The sequence below is a fragment of the Streptomyces sp. NPDC001393 genome (genome assembly GCF_053597455.1).
In genome coordinates this window covers 138,795-153,203 of the sequence record NZ_JBSFIH010000006.1, presented here as the reverse complement: position 1 = coordinate 153,203, position 14,409 = coordinate 138,795, and the positions used below count along the sequence as shown (strand labels likewise).

General features: G+C 73.3%; 11 protein-coding genes. 5 read left to right on the top strand and 6 right to left on the bottom strand.

What is annotated here, in order from left to right:
• Nucleotides 1–126 precede the first annotated feature (126 nt).
• The 3 genes from ACWC2T_RS10250 to ACWC2T_RS10240 are packed head-to-tail and all read right to left on the bottom strand — an operon-like array spanning nucleotide 127 to nucleotide 4,018.
• Nucleotides 127–2,511, bottom strand: coding sequence for a xanthine dehydrogenase family protein molybdopterin-binding subunit (locus tag ACWC2T_RS10250; RefSeq protein ID WP_450669927.1), 2,385 nt, complete (start codon nucleotides 2,509–2,511; stop codon nucleotides 127–129).
• A 2-nt stretch (nucleotides 2,512–2,513) separates the two neighbouring features.
• Complete coding sequence (locus ACWC2T_RS10245; protein WP_450669926.1) at nucleotides 2,514–3,125, bottom strand: (2Fe-2S)-binding protein; 612 nt, start codon at nucleotides 3,123–3,125, stop codon at nucleotides 2,514–2,516.
• On the bottom strand, nucleotides 3,125–4,018 hold the full coding sequence (locus tag ACWC2T_RS10240; RefSeq protein WP_450669925.1) for an FAD binding domain-containing protein: 894 nt from the start codon (nucleotides 4,016–4,018) through the stop codon (nucleotides 3,125–3,127). Before ACWC2T_RS10240 ends, ACWC2T_RS10245 begins: the two co-directional genes overlap by 1 nt.
• Nucleotides 4,019–4,362: 344 nt before the next feature.
• Between ACWC2T_RS10240 and ACWC2T_RS10235 the strand changes: the two genes are divergently transcribed.
• Nucleotides 4,363–6,036 carry a PucR family transcriptional regulator gene (locus ACWC2T_RS10235; protein WP_450669924.1) on the top strand — a complete coding sequence of 558 codons (1,674 nt, stop codon included), beginning with the start codon at nucleotides 4,363–4,365 and terminating at the stop codon, nucleotides 6,034–6,036.
• 166 nt (nucleotides 6,037–6,202) lie between these two features.
• A complete protein-coding gene (locus ACWC2T_RS10230; protein ID WP_450669923.1) occupies nucleotides 6,203–6,970 on the top strand; it encodes a hypothetical protein in 768 nt (255 codons plus the stop codon).
• Nucleotides 6,971–7,147: 177 nt separating this feature from the next.
• On the opposite strand, the gene ACWC2T_RS10225 is transcribed toward ACWC2T_RS10230, so the two are convergent.
• The gene (locus tag ACWC2T_RS10225; protein ID WP_450669922.1) at nucleotides 7,148–7,915 is read right to left on the bottom strand and encodes a GntR family transcriptional regulator; all 768 of its coding nucleotides are present in this window, start codon (nucleotides 7,913–7,915) and stop codon (nucleotides 7,148–7,150) included.
• 418 nt (nucleotides 7,916–8,333) lie between these two features.
• On the opposite strand from ACWC2T_RS10225, the gene ACWC2T_RS10220 reads away from it, so the two are divergent.
• Nucleotides 8,334–9,383 carry a DUF2637 domain-containing protein gene (locus ACWC2T_RS10220; RefSeq protein WP_450669921.1) on the top strand — a complete coding sequence of 350 codons (1,050 nt, stop codon included), beginning with the start codon at nucleotides 8,334–8,336 and terminating at the stop codon, nucleotides 9,381–9,383.
• 126 nt (nucleotides 9,384–9,509) lie between these two features.
• Here ACWC2T_RS10220 and ACWC2T_RS10215 read toward each other — a convergent pair whose 3' ends face one another.
• A complete protein-coding gene (locus ACWC2T_RS10215; RefSeq protein ID WP_450669920.1) occupies nucleotides 9,510–9,983 on the bottom strand; it encodes an ATP-binding protein in 474 nt (157 codons plus the stop codon).
• A gap of 384 nt (nucleotides 9,984–10,367) precedes the next feature.
• Nucleotides 10,368–12,293 (bottom strand): protein phosphatase 2C domain-containing protein, encoded by a 1,926-nt coding sequence (locus ACWC2T_RS10210; protein ID WP_450669919.1) that lies wholly within the window; start codon nucleotides 12,291–12,293, stop codon nucleotides 10,368–10,370.
• Nucleotides 12,294–12,834: 541 nt separating this feature from the next.
• Between ACWC2T_RS10210 and ACWC2T_RS10205 the strand changes: the two genes are divergently transcribed.
• Both ACWC2T_RS10205 and ACWC2T_RS10200 read left to right on the top strand, forming a co-directional pair.
• Nucleotides 12,835–13,815: a helix-turn-helix domain-containing protein gene (locus ACWC2T_RS10205; protein ID WP_450669918.1), complete on the top strand. Its 981-nt coding sequence runs from the start codon at nucleotides 12,835–12,837 to the stop codon at nucleotides 13,813–13,815.
• Nucleotides 13,816–13,914: 99 nt separating this feature from the next.
• Nucleotides 13,915–14,397 carry a DUF456 domain-containing protein gene (locus tag ACWC2T_RS10200; protein ID WP_450669917.1) on the top strand — a complete coding sequence of 161 codons (483 nt, stop codon included), beginning with the start codon at nucleotides 13,915–13,917 and terminating at the stop codon, nucleotides 14,395–14,397.
• Nucleotides 14,398–14,409 lie beyond the last annotated feature (12 nt).

Below are 14,409 nucleotides of genomic sequence, written 5' to 3'. Positions count from 1 at the left end.
CCGAGACGAACGAATTTCCTGGTACTTCAAGGACCGCGAGCGGTGCGGAACTCAAAGGGGGGTTCCTCCGGGCGGCGCGGCGGAGTGTGTGACGTTCCCAGCGCCGCCCGGAGAGCTTCTGGGTTGTTACGCGGTTCCCGTCAGGTGCTCGGGCCGCACCGGCGTGCGGTTGAGCTCCAGCCCGGTCGCGTTCCGGATCGCCGCGAGGACGGCCGGCGTGGACGACAGGGTCGGGGCCTCGCCGATGCCGCGCAGCCCGTACGGAGCGTGCTCGTCGGCGAGTTCGAGCACGTCGACCGGGATGGTCGGCGTGTCGAGAATCGTGGGGATCAGGTAGTCCGTGAAGGAGGGGTTCCTGACCTTCGCGGTCTTCGGGTCGACGATGATCTCCTCCATCACCGCCACGCCCAGACCCTGGGTCGTACCGCCCTGGATCTGGCCGATGACGGAGAGCGGGTTGAGCGCCTTGCCGACGTCCTGGGCGCAGGCCAGTTCGATGACCTTGACCAGGCCGAGCTCGGTGTCGACCTCGACGACGGCGCGGTGCGCGGCGAAGGAGTACTGGACGTGCCCGTTGCCCTGGCCGGTGCGCAGGTCGAAGGCCTCGGTCGGCCGGTGCCGCCACTCCTCCTCGATCTCCACGACCTCATCCTCCAGGACGTCGACCAGGTCGCCGAGGACCTCGCCGCCGTCGGTGACGACCTTGCCGCCCTCCAGCAGGAGTTCGGCGGTCGCCCAGGCCGGGTGGTAGGAGCCGAACTTGCGCCGGCCGATCTCCAGGACCTTCTCGCGGACGAGTTCACAGGCGTTCTTCACGGCGCCACCGGTGACGTACGTCTGCCGGGAGGCCGAGGTGGAGCCCGCCGAACCCACCTGGGTGTCGGCCGGGTGGATGGTCACCTGGGTGACGCCGAACTCGGTGCGGGCGATCTGCGCGTGGACGGTGACACCGCCCTGCCCGACCTCCGCCATCGCGGTGTGCACGGTCGCGACCGGCTCACCATTGATGACTTCCATGCGCACCTTGGCGGTGGAGTAGTCGTCGAAGCCCTCGGAGAAGCCGACATTCTTGATGCCGACCGCGTAGCCGATACCGCGTACGACGCCCTCGCCGTGCGTGGTGTTGGACAGACCGCCGGGCAGCTGCCGCACGTCGGCGCCCTCGCTGGACTCCCACTGACGCTCCGGCGGGAGCGGCATCGCCTTGACGCGGCGCAGGAGTTCGGCGACCGGGGCCGGGGAGTCGACCGGCTGCCCGGTCGGCATGATGGTCCCCTGCTCCATCGCGTTCAGCTGCCGGAACTCCACCGGGTCCATGCCCAGCTTCTTCGCCAGCTTGTCCATCTGCGCCTCGTAGGCGAAGCACGCCTGGACCGCGCCGAAGCCGCGCATGGCGCCGCAGGGCGGGTTGTTGGTGTAGAGGGCGATGGCCTCGATGTCGACGTCGTCCACCACGTACGGGCCGACCGACAGGGAGGAGGCGTTTCCTACGACCGCCGGGGAGGCGGAGGCGTAGGCGCCGCCGTCCAGGACGATCTTGCACTTCATGTGCGTGAGCTTGCCGTCCTTGGTGGCGCCGTGCTCGTAGTACAGCTTGGCCGGGTGCCGGTGGACGTGTCCGAAGAAGGACTCGAACCGGTTGTAGACGATCTTGACGGGCTTGCCGGTGCGCAGGGCGAGCAGGCAGGCATGGATCTGCATCGACAGGTCCTCGCGGCCGCCGAACGCGCCGCCGACGCCGGCCAGCGTCATGCGCACCTTCTCCTCGGGCAGGCCGAGGACGGGCGCGATCTGGCGCAGGTCGGAGTGGAGCCACTGGGTGGCGATGTAGAGGTGGACGCCGCCGTCCTCCTCGGGCACGGCGAGGCCGGACTCGGGGCCGAGGAAGGCCTGGTCCTGCATGCCGAAGGTGTACTCGCCCTCGACGATCACGTCGGCCCGCTTGCGGGCCTCCGCCACGTTTCCGCGGATGATCGGCTGGCGGTGCACGATGTTCGGGTGCGGGACGTGGCCGATGTGGTGGTCGTCGCGGTTCTCGTGGACGAGGACCGCGTCCGGGGCCAGCGCCGACTTCTCGTCGGTGATGACCGGCAGTTCGCGGTACTCCACCTTGATCTTGGCGGCGGCGCGACGGGCCGTCTCCGGGTGGTCGGCGGCGACCAGCGCGACCGGCTCGCCGTGGTGGCGTACCTTGCCGTGCGCGAGGACCGGGGTGTCCTGGATCTCCAGGCCGTAGTTCTTCACCTCGGTGGGCAGGTCGTCGTACGTCATGACGGCGTAGACGCCCGGGGTCTTCAGCGCCTCGCTGGTGTCGATCGAGACGATCTCGGCGTGCGCGACGGTGGAGCGCAGGATCTGGCCCCACAGCATGTCCTCGTGCCACATGTCGGACGAGTACGCGAACTCGCCGGTGACCTTGAGGGTGCCGTCCGGGCGGAGCGTGGACTCGCCGATGCCGCCCTTGGTCTGCGAGCCCTGCGTGATCTTCGTAGGAGCGCCGTTGGCCGGCATGGTCAGACCCCCTCGGACTGGCGGGCGGCCGCCAGGCGGACCGCGTCCATGATCTTCTCGTAGCCCGTGCAGCGGCACAGGTTGCCCGACAGCGCCTCGCGGATGTCCGCGTCGGTCGGGTTCGGGTTGCGCTCCAGGAGCTCGTCGGAGGCGACGAGCAGACCCGGGGTGCAGAAGCCGCACTGGACGGCGCCGGCGTCGATGAACGCCTGCTGGATCGGGGACAGTTCGGTGCCCTCGCCGGTCTGGGAGTCGGTGCCCTTGGCCTGCCTCCCCCAGGCTTCGCCCGGGGGGACCCCCAGCTGGGCGTCCTGGAGGGACGTGCCACAGGTGCCGGTGGCGCAGCCGCCGTGCTCGGCGCGCTGCTTGGCGTAGTCCGCGAGGCCCTCGACGGTCACCACGTCGCGGCCCTCGACCTGACCGGCCGCGACCAGGCAGGAACACACCGGCACGCCGTCCAGGCGCACGGTGCAGGAGCCGCACTCGCCCTGCTCACAGGCGTTCTTCGAACCCGGCAGGCCCAGGCGCTCGCGCAGGACGTACAGCAGGCTCTCGCCCTCCCAGACGTCGTCGGCTTCCTGCGGACGTCCGTTGACGGTGAAGTTGACGCGCATTACGCAGCTCCCTCGGTGGTGCGGTGGTTGCCGCGGTACGACTCCCAGGTCCAGGTGAGCGTCCGGCGGGCCATCACGCCGACCGCGTGGCGGCGGTAGCTCGCGGTGCCCCGGACGTCGTCGATCGGGTTGCAGGCGGCCGAGCACAGGTCGGCGAACTGCTTGGCGACCGACGGGGTGATGATCTTTCCGTTGTCCCAGAAGCCGCCCTCCTCCAGGGCCGCGTTCAGGAACTCCTCGGCGGCCTTGGCCCGCACGGGCGTGGGCGCGGCGGAGCCGATGCCGGTCCGGACCGTGCGGGTCCCGGGGTGCAGGGCGAGGCCGAAGGCGCACACCGCGATGACCATGGCGTTGCGGGTGCCGACCTTCGAGTACTGCTGCGGGCCGTCCGCCTTCTTGATGTGCACGGCGCGGATCAGCTCGTCGGGCTGGAGTGCGTTGCGCTTGACGCCGGTGTAGAACTCGTCGATCGGGATGAGCCGGGTGCCGCGGGCCGCCGACTCCGCCTCGACCTCGGCGCCCGCCGCGAGCAGGGCGGGGTGCGCGTCACCGGCGGGCGAGGCCGTGCCGAGGTTGCCGCCGACGCCGCCGCGGTTGCGGATCTGCGGGGAGGCGACGGTGTGCGAGGCGAGCGCGAGGCCCGGCAGCTCGGCACGGAGGTTCTCCATGATCCTGGTGTACGGCACGGAGGCGCCCAGCCGTACGGTCTCCTCGCCGACCTCCCACTCGTAGAGGTCACCGATGCGGTTGAGGTCGAGCAGATACTCGGGCCGGCGGTGGTCGAAGTTGATCTCGACCATCACATCGGTGCCACCCGCGATCGGCACAGCGGTGGGGTGCTCGGCCTTCGCGGCGAGCGCCTCCTCCCAGCTGGCGGGGCGAAGGAAGTCCATGACCGGCTCTCTTCTTCGTCTCAATGGGTCGTACAGATTGAGCCAATCCGTGTGCGGCGGGCGCGGCTCGTTCATGTGCTGTTAACGCGCTGTGGACTCAGTACACCGCCCCTTACTCCGGGGGTGTCAGTCACGGAAACCATGAAGGAGTTCGCTGGCCAGGGTGAGCATCTTGTAGATTCGTATGAACAGAGGTCATCGGTAACCTCTCCGTTTTCCCGGAGAAACGCAGGACACAGCGCCGAGACCCCGGCGAACGCCCCTGGGCGTCCGATTCCGGGTGACTGCCCCGTCACCCGCCAAGATCCATCGTAGGTTTCGAGACAAAGAACGGCGGCGACGAGATGCGGCTGCGCGCACTTCTGGACACCGATGCGCTGGGCCTGCGGCTGCTCGGCGGCGAGGACGAACTGGACCGTTCGGTGCGCGGGGTCATGACCACCGACCTGCGCGACCCGAGCCGCTATCTCTCCGGGGGCGAGCTGGTGCTGACCGGCCTGGCCTGGCGCCGGGACGCCGCCGACTCCGAGCCGTTCGTACGCATCCTGGTACAGGCCGGGGTGGCGGCCCTGGCGGCCGGTGAGGCCGAGCTGGGCGACATCCCGGACGACCTGGTGCTGGCCTGCGCCAGGCACCGGCTGCCGCTGTTCGCGGTGCACGAGTCGGTGGCCTTCGCGACCATCACCGAGTACGTCGTCCGGCAGGTCTCCGGCGAGCGCGCCGGGGACCTCGCGGCCGTCGTGGACCGGCACCGGCGGATGATGACCTCGGGCCCGGCGGGCGGCGGCCCGGACGTGGTCCTGGACCTGCTCGGCACCGACCTGGACCTGCGCGCCTGGGTGCTCGCCCCGACCGGCCGGCTGATCGCCGGGTCCAAGGTCGCGGGCCCGGCGCTGCCCGCCGAGACCTGCGCCAAGCTCGCCGCCGAGCACCTGGCGGCCACGCGCGGCGGCCGCCGCGGCCCGCACCGAGTGCTGCTCGGCGGCAGCACCTACTCGCTCTTCCCGATCCGCTCCTCCGGCCGCTCCCCGCAGGCCGCCCGCGATGTGCGCGAGTCGGTGCTGTCGGACTGGCTGCTGGCCGTCGAGGCGGACGCCGGCGACTGGCCCGAGGAGCGGCTGGACCTGCTGCAGGGCGTCACCCAGCTGATCGCGGTCGAGCGGGACCGCCGGGACGCGGCCCGCACGGTGCGGCGCCGGCTCGCCCAGGAGGTGCTGGAGCTGGTCCAGACGGGCGCCGCGCCGGCCGAGATCGCGGCCCGCCTGAGGGTGGCCGCCCCGGTGCTGCTGCCCGGGCTCGGCGCGGCCCCGCACTGGCAGGTGGTGGTGGCCCGGGTGGAGTGGGACGGCGGCGAGGTCGAGGGCGGCCCGGTCGCCCAGTCGCTCCTGGAGGAGGTGCTGGTCGACCCGCAGGCGACCGGCCCCGAGCCGTCCGACCGGATCGCCGTCGCGCACACCGGCGACGAGGCGATCGCCCTGGTGCCGCTCCCGGCGGTCGCCGCCGAGCACGACGGCTCGGAGACCGGGCTGCTGGCCGACTCCCTGCTGCAGTCGGTGCGGGAGACGCTCTCGGCGGGGCTGAACGACGACGGGCGGCTCACCCTGGGCGTCAGCGCGGCCGTGCACTCCGCGGAGGGACTGCGCGGCGCCCTGGAGGAGGCCCGGCACGCCCGCCGGGTCGCCGCGGCCCGCCCGGGCCGGGTCTGCGCGGCGGGACACCAGGAACTGGCGTCGCACGTCCTGCTCCTCCCCTTCGTCCCGGACGACGTCCGCCGCGCCTTCACCGCGCGCCTGCTGGACCCCCTGACCGACTACGACCGCCGCCACCGGGCCGAGCTGATCCCGACCCTGGAGGCGTTCCTGGACTGCGACGGCTCCTGGACCCGCTGTGCCACCCGGCTCCACCTGCACGTCAACACGCTGCGCTACCGGGTCGGCCGGATCGAGCAGTTGACGGGACGGGACCTGTCGCGCCTGGAGGACAAGCTCGACTTCTTCCTCGCCCTGCGCATGAGCTGAGGTCGGCGGGGCGCACGGCGGCCGGACCCGGTCACGCCCACGCCCCACGACTTTGTGAAAACTTTCACCCACCCTCTTGGCCCGGCCCGGCAATCGGTGCTGGAATGCCGCCACCACTCAACAGCTCGATGGCGTGCTCGGGGAGGGCAACGTGGCGCATACCGCCATGTCTGGTAACGGAACGACCGACGGTGACGATCCGCTCCAGACCGCGGTATGGCGGTTGCGCTCGCGGGCCTGCTGGGCGGACGCGGCGGCGCTGCTGCCGCGGGACACCGCCACCGCGGCCCTGCAGCGGGCCGCGCTGCTGGTCGAACGGTGTCTGTACACCGAGCGGGGCTGGGCGGACGCGGAGGACGCCCTGCGGACGGCGGAGGCGCTCGCGCACACCGACGAGGAGCGGGGGGCTGCCGCCTGCGAGCGGGGCCAACTCGCCTACACGGCAACGCTGCACGGTGTCCGCGACCGCGCGGACGAGGCGCGGGCCGCGCTGGGGCGCGCGGCGGCGCTGGTCCCTCCGGGAGCGCCGGGCCGGGCCCTGCTCGACTTCCGCCGGGGCTTGGTCGCCGAGAACCTGACCCGTTCCCCGCAGGCGGCGCGCGCCGCGTACCGCCGGGCGCACGCGGGCGCCACCGCGCACGCGGACCCGTTGCTGCTGTCCTTCACCTGGCGCCATCTCGCCGGACTCGCCCTGCGCGACGGCGAGTTGACCGAGGCGCGGCACGGGTTCGCGGAATCCCTGCGGATCCGCGAGGAGTTGGGCTACCTGGTGGGTACGGCACCCGCGCTGGCCTCACTGGCCGACGCGGAGTCCGAGCCGGAGGCGTCGCGGCTGCGCGAGGAGGCACGGAGACTGTTCCGGCTGCTCGGGGGTGTGCCGACGTGGCTCGCGCGGCAGCTGACTCCGCCGGCACCGGGGGTGGCTACGGCGTAGGGGCGGGCGAGGCAGGGGGATACGCCGTAGGGGCGGGCGAGGCGGGGGTGGATACGGCGCAGGGGCGGATGGATGCCGTCTCGTCGCCGGGTGCGGGCCGGTGGGGGCTGATCGCGCAGTTCCCCGCGCCCCTGGGGAGTTGCAGCCGACGTCGGCACGTCGGCTTGGCGGCACCTCTCAGCCGGCGCCCGCGAAGTGTTCCTCCACCAGACCCCGGACCACATCCAGGTCACGGGCGATCAACGCGTCCAGCAACGCCATGTGCTCCGCCGCATCCGCCACCAGATACGCCCGCCCGCGCCGGACCGGCGGCCACTGGGACCGTCGATGGAGGTCCGCCGCGATGCCGACCAGCTGCTCGTTGCCCGACAGGGCGAGCAGGGCGCGGTGGAAGGCGCGGTCGGACTCCGCGTACGTCGCCGGGCAGCCGGAGGCCGCCACGCGTACCGTCTCCTCCGCGAGCGGACGCAGTTCCGCCCACCGCTCACCCGGCACGGTCCGGGCGAGCCGCAGCATGACCGGCACCTCGATGAGCGCCCGCACCTCCGCCAGCTCCGCCAGTTCCCGCGCCCCCCGCTCGACCACCCGGAACCCGCGGTTGGGCACGACCTCGACGGCGCCTTCGAGCGCGAGCTGCTGCATGGCCTCCCGCACGGGCGTGGCCGAGACACCGAACCGCTCGCCGAGCACCGGCGCCGAGTACACCTCGCCCGGTTTCAGCTCCCCGGTGACCAGCGCCGTACGCAGCGCGTCCAGGATCTGCCCGCGCACCGAGGAGCGCTGCACGGCCGGGCGCGGCTCCGGAATGGGCCGCTCACTGTGCGTGTGCTCCCCGCGCGCGGCGGGCCCGGCCGCATCGCGCGCCCGGAAGGCGTCGAGGGCGTCCGCCGCGCGCGGCTGCACGGGCACCCGGGCGCCGACGGAGCCCTGCGCGCTCTGCTTCACGGGTCCCTCCTGGCGGCTTGTCGGCACTTGGGTCATTAACGGTGGGTTGTCACCTGTCCGTCAAGCACCTTAGGCGCCGGAGGCGACAGTTCAAATTCGCCCCCCAGATTGATAAGGTTAGCCTTACCTATCCAAGCAGGTCCGCGAGGAGGCGGCGTCGACCCCGGACCGCTGAGATCATCGGACAGGCAGTTCACAACTCCCTCACGCGTCACGGGAACTTTCCGAGGAACCGCCCGTCCGGGTAGTCTTATTCGAACTCAACTCTCGCCCCTCAAGCGGCAGTTCGAGCGGAACGCCGTCCTGGGCATCCCCTTGCACTTTCTTGGCGGCCTCTTGCCCCGAAACCCCCTGAGGGCCCTCGGGAGTGGGCCACTATGGCGGGCGTTACGCCCTATCCCAATGCAAGGGACCCCTGATGAGACTGACCGACATATCGCTGAACTGGCTGCTTCCGGGCGCCGTACTGCTCCTGGGAATGCTGGCGGCGGTGGCGGTGCTGGCGCGCGGCAAGCGCTCCTCCGGGGAGAACGCGAGCGCGGACGACTCCTGGGAGCGCAGCGAGGAGCGCCGCAGACGCAAGGAGGCCATCTACGGCACCGCCTCCTACGTGCTCCTGTTCTGCTGTGCGGCGGTCGCCGCCGCCCTGTCCTTCCACGGCCTCGTCGGCTTCGGCGAACAGAACCTCGGGCTGACCGGCGGCTGGCAGTACCTCGTGCCGTTCGGCCTGGACGGCGCGGCGATGTTCTGCTCCGTCCTCGCGGTGCGCGAGGCCAGCCACGGTGACGCGGCCCTCGGCTCCCGGATCCTCGTGTGGCTGTTCGCCGCGGCGGCGGCCTGGTTCAACTGGGTGCACGCGCCCCGGGGTGCCGGCCACGCGGGCGCGCCGCAGTTCTTCTCCGGTATGTCGCTGTCGGCTGCCGTCCTGTTCGACCGGGCACTGAAGCAGACCCGCCGGGCCGCGCTGCGCGAGCAGGGCCTGGTGCCGCGCCCGCTGCCGCAGATCCGCATCGTGCGCTGGCTGCGCGCCCCCCGCGAGACCTACCGGGCCTGGTCGCTGATGCTCCTGGAGGGCGTGCGCAGCCTGGACGAGGCGGTCGAGGAGGTCCGGGACGACCGGCGCCAGAAGGACGAGCAGCGGCGGCGCCGGCGCGAGCAGCAGCGCATCGAGCGCGCCCAGCTGAAGGCCATCAGCCGGGGCCACCGCGGCTTCGTCGGCCGGGGCGGACGGCAGGTCGAGGTCGAGGTGCAGGCCGTGGAGCGCGGCCCCGCCACGGCGACCGCGGAGCCTGCCATATCCACCGCGGAACAGCTGCCCGTACGCACCCGTCCCTCCCTGCAGCCGGTCCGCAGCGGGTCCGCTGAGCAGGTGACCGTCGACCTCACCGCCGAGGACGACACCATGGCCCTGCCGCGCCTGGACTCCCTGGAGCGCAAGCTGAAGGACCTGGAGCAGCAGTTCGGCTAGGAACCGCCGCACAGGGCGGTTCGGCCGGAACCACCGCTCATGACGGGCCGGGGGTGTGACCGCACGGGTCACGCCCCCGGCCCGCCTCGCACGCGGTCCGCAGCGAGCCGGCGTTCCCGCGGAGCGTCACGCCGCCTCGGCGCCCAGTTCGAACCACACCGACTTGCCCACCCCGTGCGGCCGTACGCCCCAGGCGTCCGCGAGGGACTGCACCAGCAGCAGGCCCCGCCCATGGGTGTCGTCGTCCGAGTCCGGGCCTCTCAGCTCGGGTCTGCGGGCCACGAAGTCCCGTACCTCCACGCGCAGTCCGCCAGGCTCCACGACCGCCGTGAGGACCGCGTCGTCGTCGGTGTGGACGAGCGCGTTGGTGACCAGTTCGCTGGTGAGCAGTTCGGCGATCTCCGAGCGGCCCGGTTTGCCCCAGTGCCGCAGCAGTTCGCGCAACGCCCGGCGGGCCTCGGGCACCGCCCTGAGATCCGCCCGCCCCAGCCTGTGCCGGAGCCGGTGCGCGTGTTCCGTGATGGTGCCGGTCTCTTCCCCCGTCGTCGCCGAGGAGCCCCCGACGACCGCAGGACCGCCCCCTCGTGCCTGACTCTTCATGACCCCCGCCCGCACGCCGCTGGACCCTGCCCCTCCTGGTCGAACACGTTCACGGAGGATGCTTGCCCAGCACGCACACAGGCAGTCATCACGCACGACCGATGACCGGCGGTTCGGCCACGGCCGTACGGCGTCCGGGCCGCCCGCCGGGCCGCGCCGCACCCGCCTCGCCGGCTTCCCGCACGGCGCTGGGCGCCACGGACGCCCCGCAACGGCAAGGCAGATGCGCCCGGCACCGGCCGTCGGCACACCGTCACGCGCCGTGAAAGTGGCCGAAATCCGCTCCCCCGCCCGGGGTTCCGCTCCCCCGCCCGGGGTTTCCTCACACCCTCCAACGCGTCGGCGTGCTTCTTCAGCGCACCCTTGGAGGCACAGGGGAAACGGTTACGCCTCCCACACCACCGCCGCCGTACGGTCGTCGGCGTAGCCCTTCACCCGCACCTGGGCGTCGGCGAGGAACGCGGCGAGCCCGGGCGGGGTGGGGCCGGACCAGCGGCGGGCCAGGTAGGCACAGAGGGCGGCCTCGCCGTGCAGCGGATCGGCCAGCCCCGCGGTGCACATCACCAGCGCATCACCCGGGCGGGCCACCGAGGCACGGAACCGGAACGGCTCGCGCGGCGGCTCGGGCGCCGGTTCGTACGGGCTCGGCGGGGTCGGGATGCCGAAGTCCATGGTGAGCCGGTCGCCCTCGGGGGTCTCGGCGAACGTCCTCGCGGGCGGGGAGCCGAAGCCGACGACGGAGCCTCCGGCGGTGTCGGCGGGTGACACCTGCGGCTCGATGTCCTGCCACGCGCCGTCCCGCAGCCGGAACAGGCCGCCGTCGCCGACGCCGAAGAACACGCGCGTACGGCAGTCGGGGTCGGCGGGCAGCAGCAGACAGCGCAGGCTCGCCGTGTACTCCTCCGGGTCGACGCCCTGTTCGGCGGCGCTCGCGCGGAGCCTGCCGAGACTGCGGTCGGTCAGCCGGTGCAGCCCCGACTTCAGGTCGCCGCGCCGGGCCGCCCGGATGTCCTCCACGAGCCGGTGATGACTGCGGCCCACGGCCCGCCCGATCCACCGGCACGCCTCGGCCGCCGCCAGATGTGCACCGGGCGTGCCCCGCACGCCGGTCGCCATCGCGACCAGCACCAGCGCCTGCTCCCCCGCCCCGAACCGTGCGGTGAGCAGCGCGTCCCGGCGCGGCTCGCCCCGGTACCGCGCCGAGTCCCCGCGCAGCGACACCGCCCGCAGCGTGCACGTCCCGTACCTGGCACCGTCCAGCACCGTGTCCGCGACCAGCTCCCCCAGCCCGTCCGGCTCGGCGGCCGGCAACGCGGTGGGCTCAGGATCGTAGGTGGGCGGACCGGAGCCCACGTAGTCGATACCGGAGGGGGGTGGGGACGAGAGCGCGAGCGAGGGGGCGGGTGCCGGGGCTGAGCCGGTTGCGGCGGGCGCGGGCGGCTCACGTGGATCAGGGGGCGCGACACGCGGCGACGGCTCCTGCGGCCCGGAAGGGGAGACCTGGGCCTGCGGCTGGCGGGGCGAGGCGGGTGCGGACGAGTCCTGCGGCTGGCGGGGCGAACCGGGTGCGGGTGGATCCAACTCCTCCCGGGGCGTACCGGGCGCGCACGGGTCCTGCGCGCCGGGCGCGCACGCGTCCAGCGGCTGCTGAGGCCATGCGGGCACGGACTGGTCCTGCGGCTGCCGGGGCGACGCCGGTGCGGACGGGTCCCGCGGCTGCTGGGGCGAGGTGGGTGCGGGTGGGGGCGGTGTGGATCGGTCGGTGGGTGGTTCGGGTGGGGGCGGGTACGGGGTGGGGCCTTCCGGTGGGGGCGGAGTGCACCGGCCCTGCGCCGAGCGATGAGCCGTCGGCGAGGAGGGGGCGGCCGGTTCCGGCGGGGGCGGGGGGCTGCCGGGTGCGGGGAGCTGCTCGGTCGGTCGGGGTTCCCAGGGGGACCGCTGCCGGGGCGGTACACCGGTCGCGGTGGTGGGTGCCGGAGGCGGGGGGACCGGCGGCGCGGCAGGCGGGTCCTGGGCCGCGCGTTGCGTCGGCACCGCGGCCCCTCGCCGCTCCGTTCCGCCGCCGCCTCCGGCATCGCGGACGGTCCCGTCATCTCCTGCCGCGCCGCCATCGCCGTCCCCTGTTCCCGGCGCCCGGTCACTCGACGGTGCCGGGACCGGCCGGCCCGTCACCGTGTGCTTCGCGGAGGCGAAGCGGTCGTCCAGGGAATCGGGCGCGGCCGTGGGTCCCGTGTCCTCGGTGGAGTCGTCGTACAGCTGCCCCCACCAGTCGTCCTCAGGACGCGCGGGCCTTCCCCCCTGCTGGCTCATGCCTCTGATTGTCCACCGCACGGGCCGTATGAAAACGGGGCATCAGGAAAATCCGGCGCACCCGGCCCCGTCGAACGGCGTGTCGGGTGACGCAGTGAACAGCCGTACGGGAGACGGCAGATGGCCGCCGGGCGGCCCCACCCCCCACGGGAGGACCGCCCGACGACGTCCCAAGTGGCCCGGCCCCGGATCCCCTTCGCATGGCTCGCACACGTCCGGGCCCGGGCCACGTTCCGGGCGACCGGGCCGTGTCGGGGCACCTGTCGGATGGCCGGATTGTGGCTTGGTTTCCTGGGACACGGCTGTGAATCGAGAGCACGGCGCGCATCCCGCGGTGCTGCCACCTTGGCAGACCCGCCTCCGCCACGGCGATGATGTTCCGCGGCGGGTTTGCGCCGTGGCCGGTTTCCGCCAGGCCGGGCTCGTCGTGACGGCTCGGCGGTGGCTCGTTCATGGCGTTCTCGTGGCGTGCTAGTGGCGTGTTCGTGGCGTGTTCTCGGGTCCGGGTTCCGGGCCCGTTCCAGAGGAGGGACGTGGGCCGATGCTGGCGGCGATAGGGCTGGACGACACGCACGAGGCGGCGTACCGGGCGCTGGTGTCCGTGGGCGCGGCCGACGTGCCCGATCTGGCGCGGCGCCTGACGCTGTCCGAACCAGACGCCGAGCGGGTCCTGCGCCGTCTGGAGCGCCAGGGGCTCGCCGCGCAGTCCCCGGCCCGGCCGGGCCGCTGGGTGGCGGCCCCGCCCGGGGTGGCGCTGGGCGCGCTGCTCACCCAGCAGCGGCACGAGCTGGAGAAGGCGGAGCTGGCGGCGGCGCTGCTCGCGGAGGAGTACCGGGCGGCGGCGGCCGAGCCGGCGGTGCACGACCTGGTGGAGGTGGTGACCGGCGCCTCGGCGGTCGCCCAGCGTTTTCTGCAGCTGCAGCTGGGGGCGGCCGAGGAGGTGTGCGCGCTGGTGACCGGCCATCCGGAGGTCGTGTCCGGCATGGAGAACGAGGCGGAGGCACAGGCGGCCGGGCGCGGGGTGCGCTACCGGGTGGTGGTGGAGCGCGCGGTGCTGGAGCTGCCGCACGGGCTGACCGAGTTGTCGGCCGCGCTCGCCCGTGACGAGCAGGTGCGGGCGGTGGACCGGGTGCCGACGAAGCTGGTGATCGCCGACCGTGCGCTCGCGATGGTGCCGCTGAGCTCCCGCACGGCGGAGCCGGCCGCGCTGGTGGTGCACGCCAGCGGGCTGCTGGAACTGCTGGCCGGGCTGTTCGAGTCGGTCTGGCGGGAGGCGCTGCCGCTGCGTCTGGGCGCCTCGGAGGTGGTCGAGGAGCAGCCGTACGGCCCCGACGCCACCGATCTGGAGGTGCTGTCGCTGCTGCTGGCCGGGCTGACGGACGCAAGCGTGGCCAAGCAGCTCGACCTGGGCCTGAGGACCGTGCAGCGCCGGGTGCGGCGCCTGATGCAGCTGGCCGGGGTGACGACCCGGCTGCAACTGGGCTGGCACGCGTACGAGCGGGGCTGGGTCATCCGCTCGTAGGCTCCGGCCGGCCCGGCACCCACCTGCCCTCGCCCGCGCCCAGCCCGCCCCTACCTGCCCCCACCTGCCCTCGCCCGCCTTCTCCGGCACTCTGGGCAGATGGGAGTGTGGGAACTCCTGCTGGTCGGGGTGGTCGTCGCGCTCGGCCTGTGCGGAGTGCTGGTGCCCGGGGTGCCGGGCTCGTGGCTGGTGTGGGCGGCGGTGCTGTGGTGGGCGCTGACCGATCCGCGCCCGCTGACCTGGGCCGTCCTGGTGGGCGCCACCGCGGTCCTGCTGCTGTCACTGGCGGTCCGCGCGGCCCTGCCCCCGCGCCGGCTCCGCCAGAGCGGCGCCACACCGCGGACGGCGGTGTACGCGGGCGCCGGTGCGTTGCTCGGCTTCGTCCTGCTGCCGGTGCTGGGCGCCCTGCCCGGCTTCGTGGCCGGCGTCTATCTGCACGAGCGGCTGCGGCTGGGCCGGCACGGCGAGGCGATGGCTTCCGTCCGCACGGCGATGCGCTCGGGCGGCTCGAGCGTGCTGGCGGAGCTGTTCGCCTGCCTGCTGATCGCGGGGGCGTGGCTGGGGGCGGTGCTGTGGGGCTGAACGACCCGACCG

Bases quoted from the DNA above. Each gene is read 5' to 3' on its own strand.
- ACWC2T_RS10230 (WP_450669923.1), top strand. From the start codon at position 6,203: ATGTCTGGTAACGGAACGACCGACGGTGACGATCCGCTCCAGACCGCG.
- ACWC2T_RS10220 (WP_450669921.1), top strand. From the start codon at position 8,334: ATGAGACTGACCGACATATCGCTGAACTGGCTGCTTCCGGGCGCCGTA.
- ACWC2T_RS10235 (WP_450669924.1), top strand. From the start codon at position 4,363: ATGCGGCTGCGCGCACTTCTGGACACCGATGCGCTGGGCCTGCGGCTG.
- ACWC2T_RS10250 (WP_450669927.1), bottom strand. From the start codon at position 2,511: ATGCCGGCCAACGGCGCTCCTACGAAGATCACGCAGGGCTCGCAGACC.
- ACWC2T_RS10210 (WP_450669919.1), bottom strand. From the start codon at position 12,293: ATGAGCCAGCAGGGGGGAAGGCCCGCGCGTCCTGAGGACGACTGGTGG.
- ACWC2T_RS10215 (WP_450669920.1), bottom strand. From the start codon at position 9,983: ATGAAGAGTCAGGCACGAGGGGGCGGTCCTGCGGTCGTCGGGGGCTCC.
- ACWC2T_RS10205 (WP_450669918.1), top strand. From the start codon at position 12,835: ATGCTGGCGGCGATAGGGCTGGACGACACGCACGAGGCGGCGTACCGG.
- ACWC2T_RS10200 (WP_450669917.1), top strand. From the start codon at position 13,915: ATGGGAGTGTGGGAACTCCTGCTGGTCGGGGTGGTCGTCGCGCTCGGC.
- ACWC2T_RS10240 (WP_450669925.1), bottom strand. From the start codon at position 4,018: ATGGACTTCCTTCGCCCCGCCAGCTGGGAGGAGGCGCTCGCCGCGAAG.
- ACWC2T_RS10245 (WP_450669926.1), bottom strand. From the start codon at position 3,125: ATGCGCGTCAACTTCACCGTCAACGGACGTCCGCAGGAAGCCGACGAC.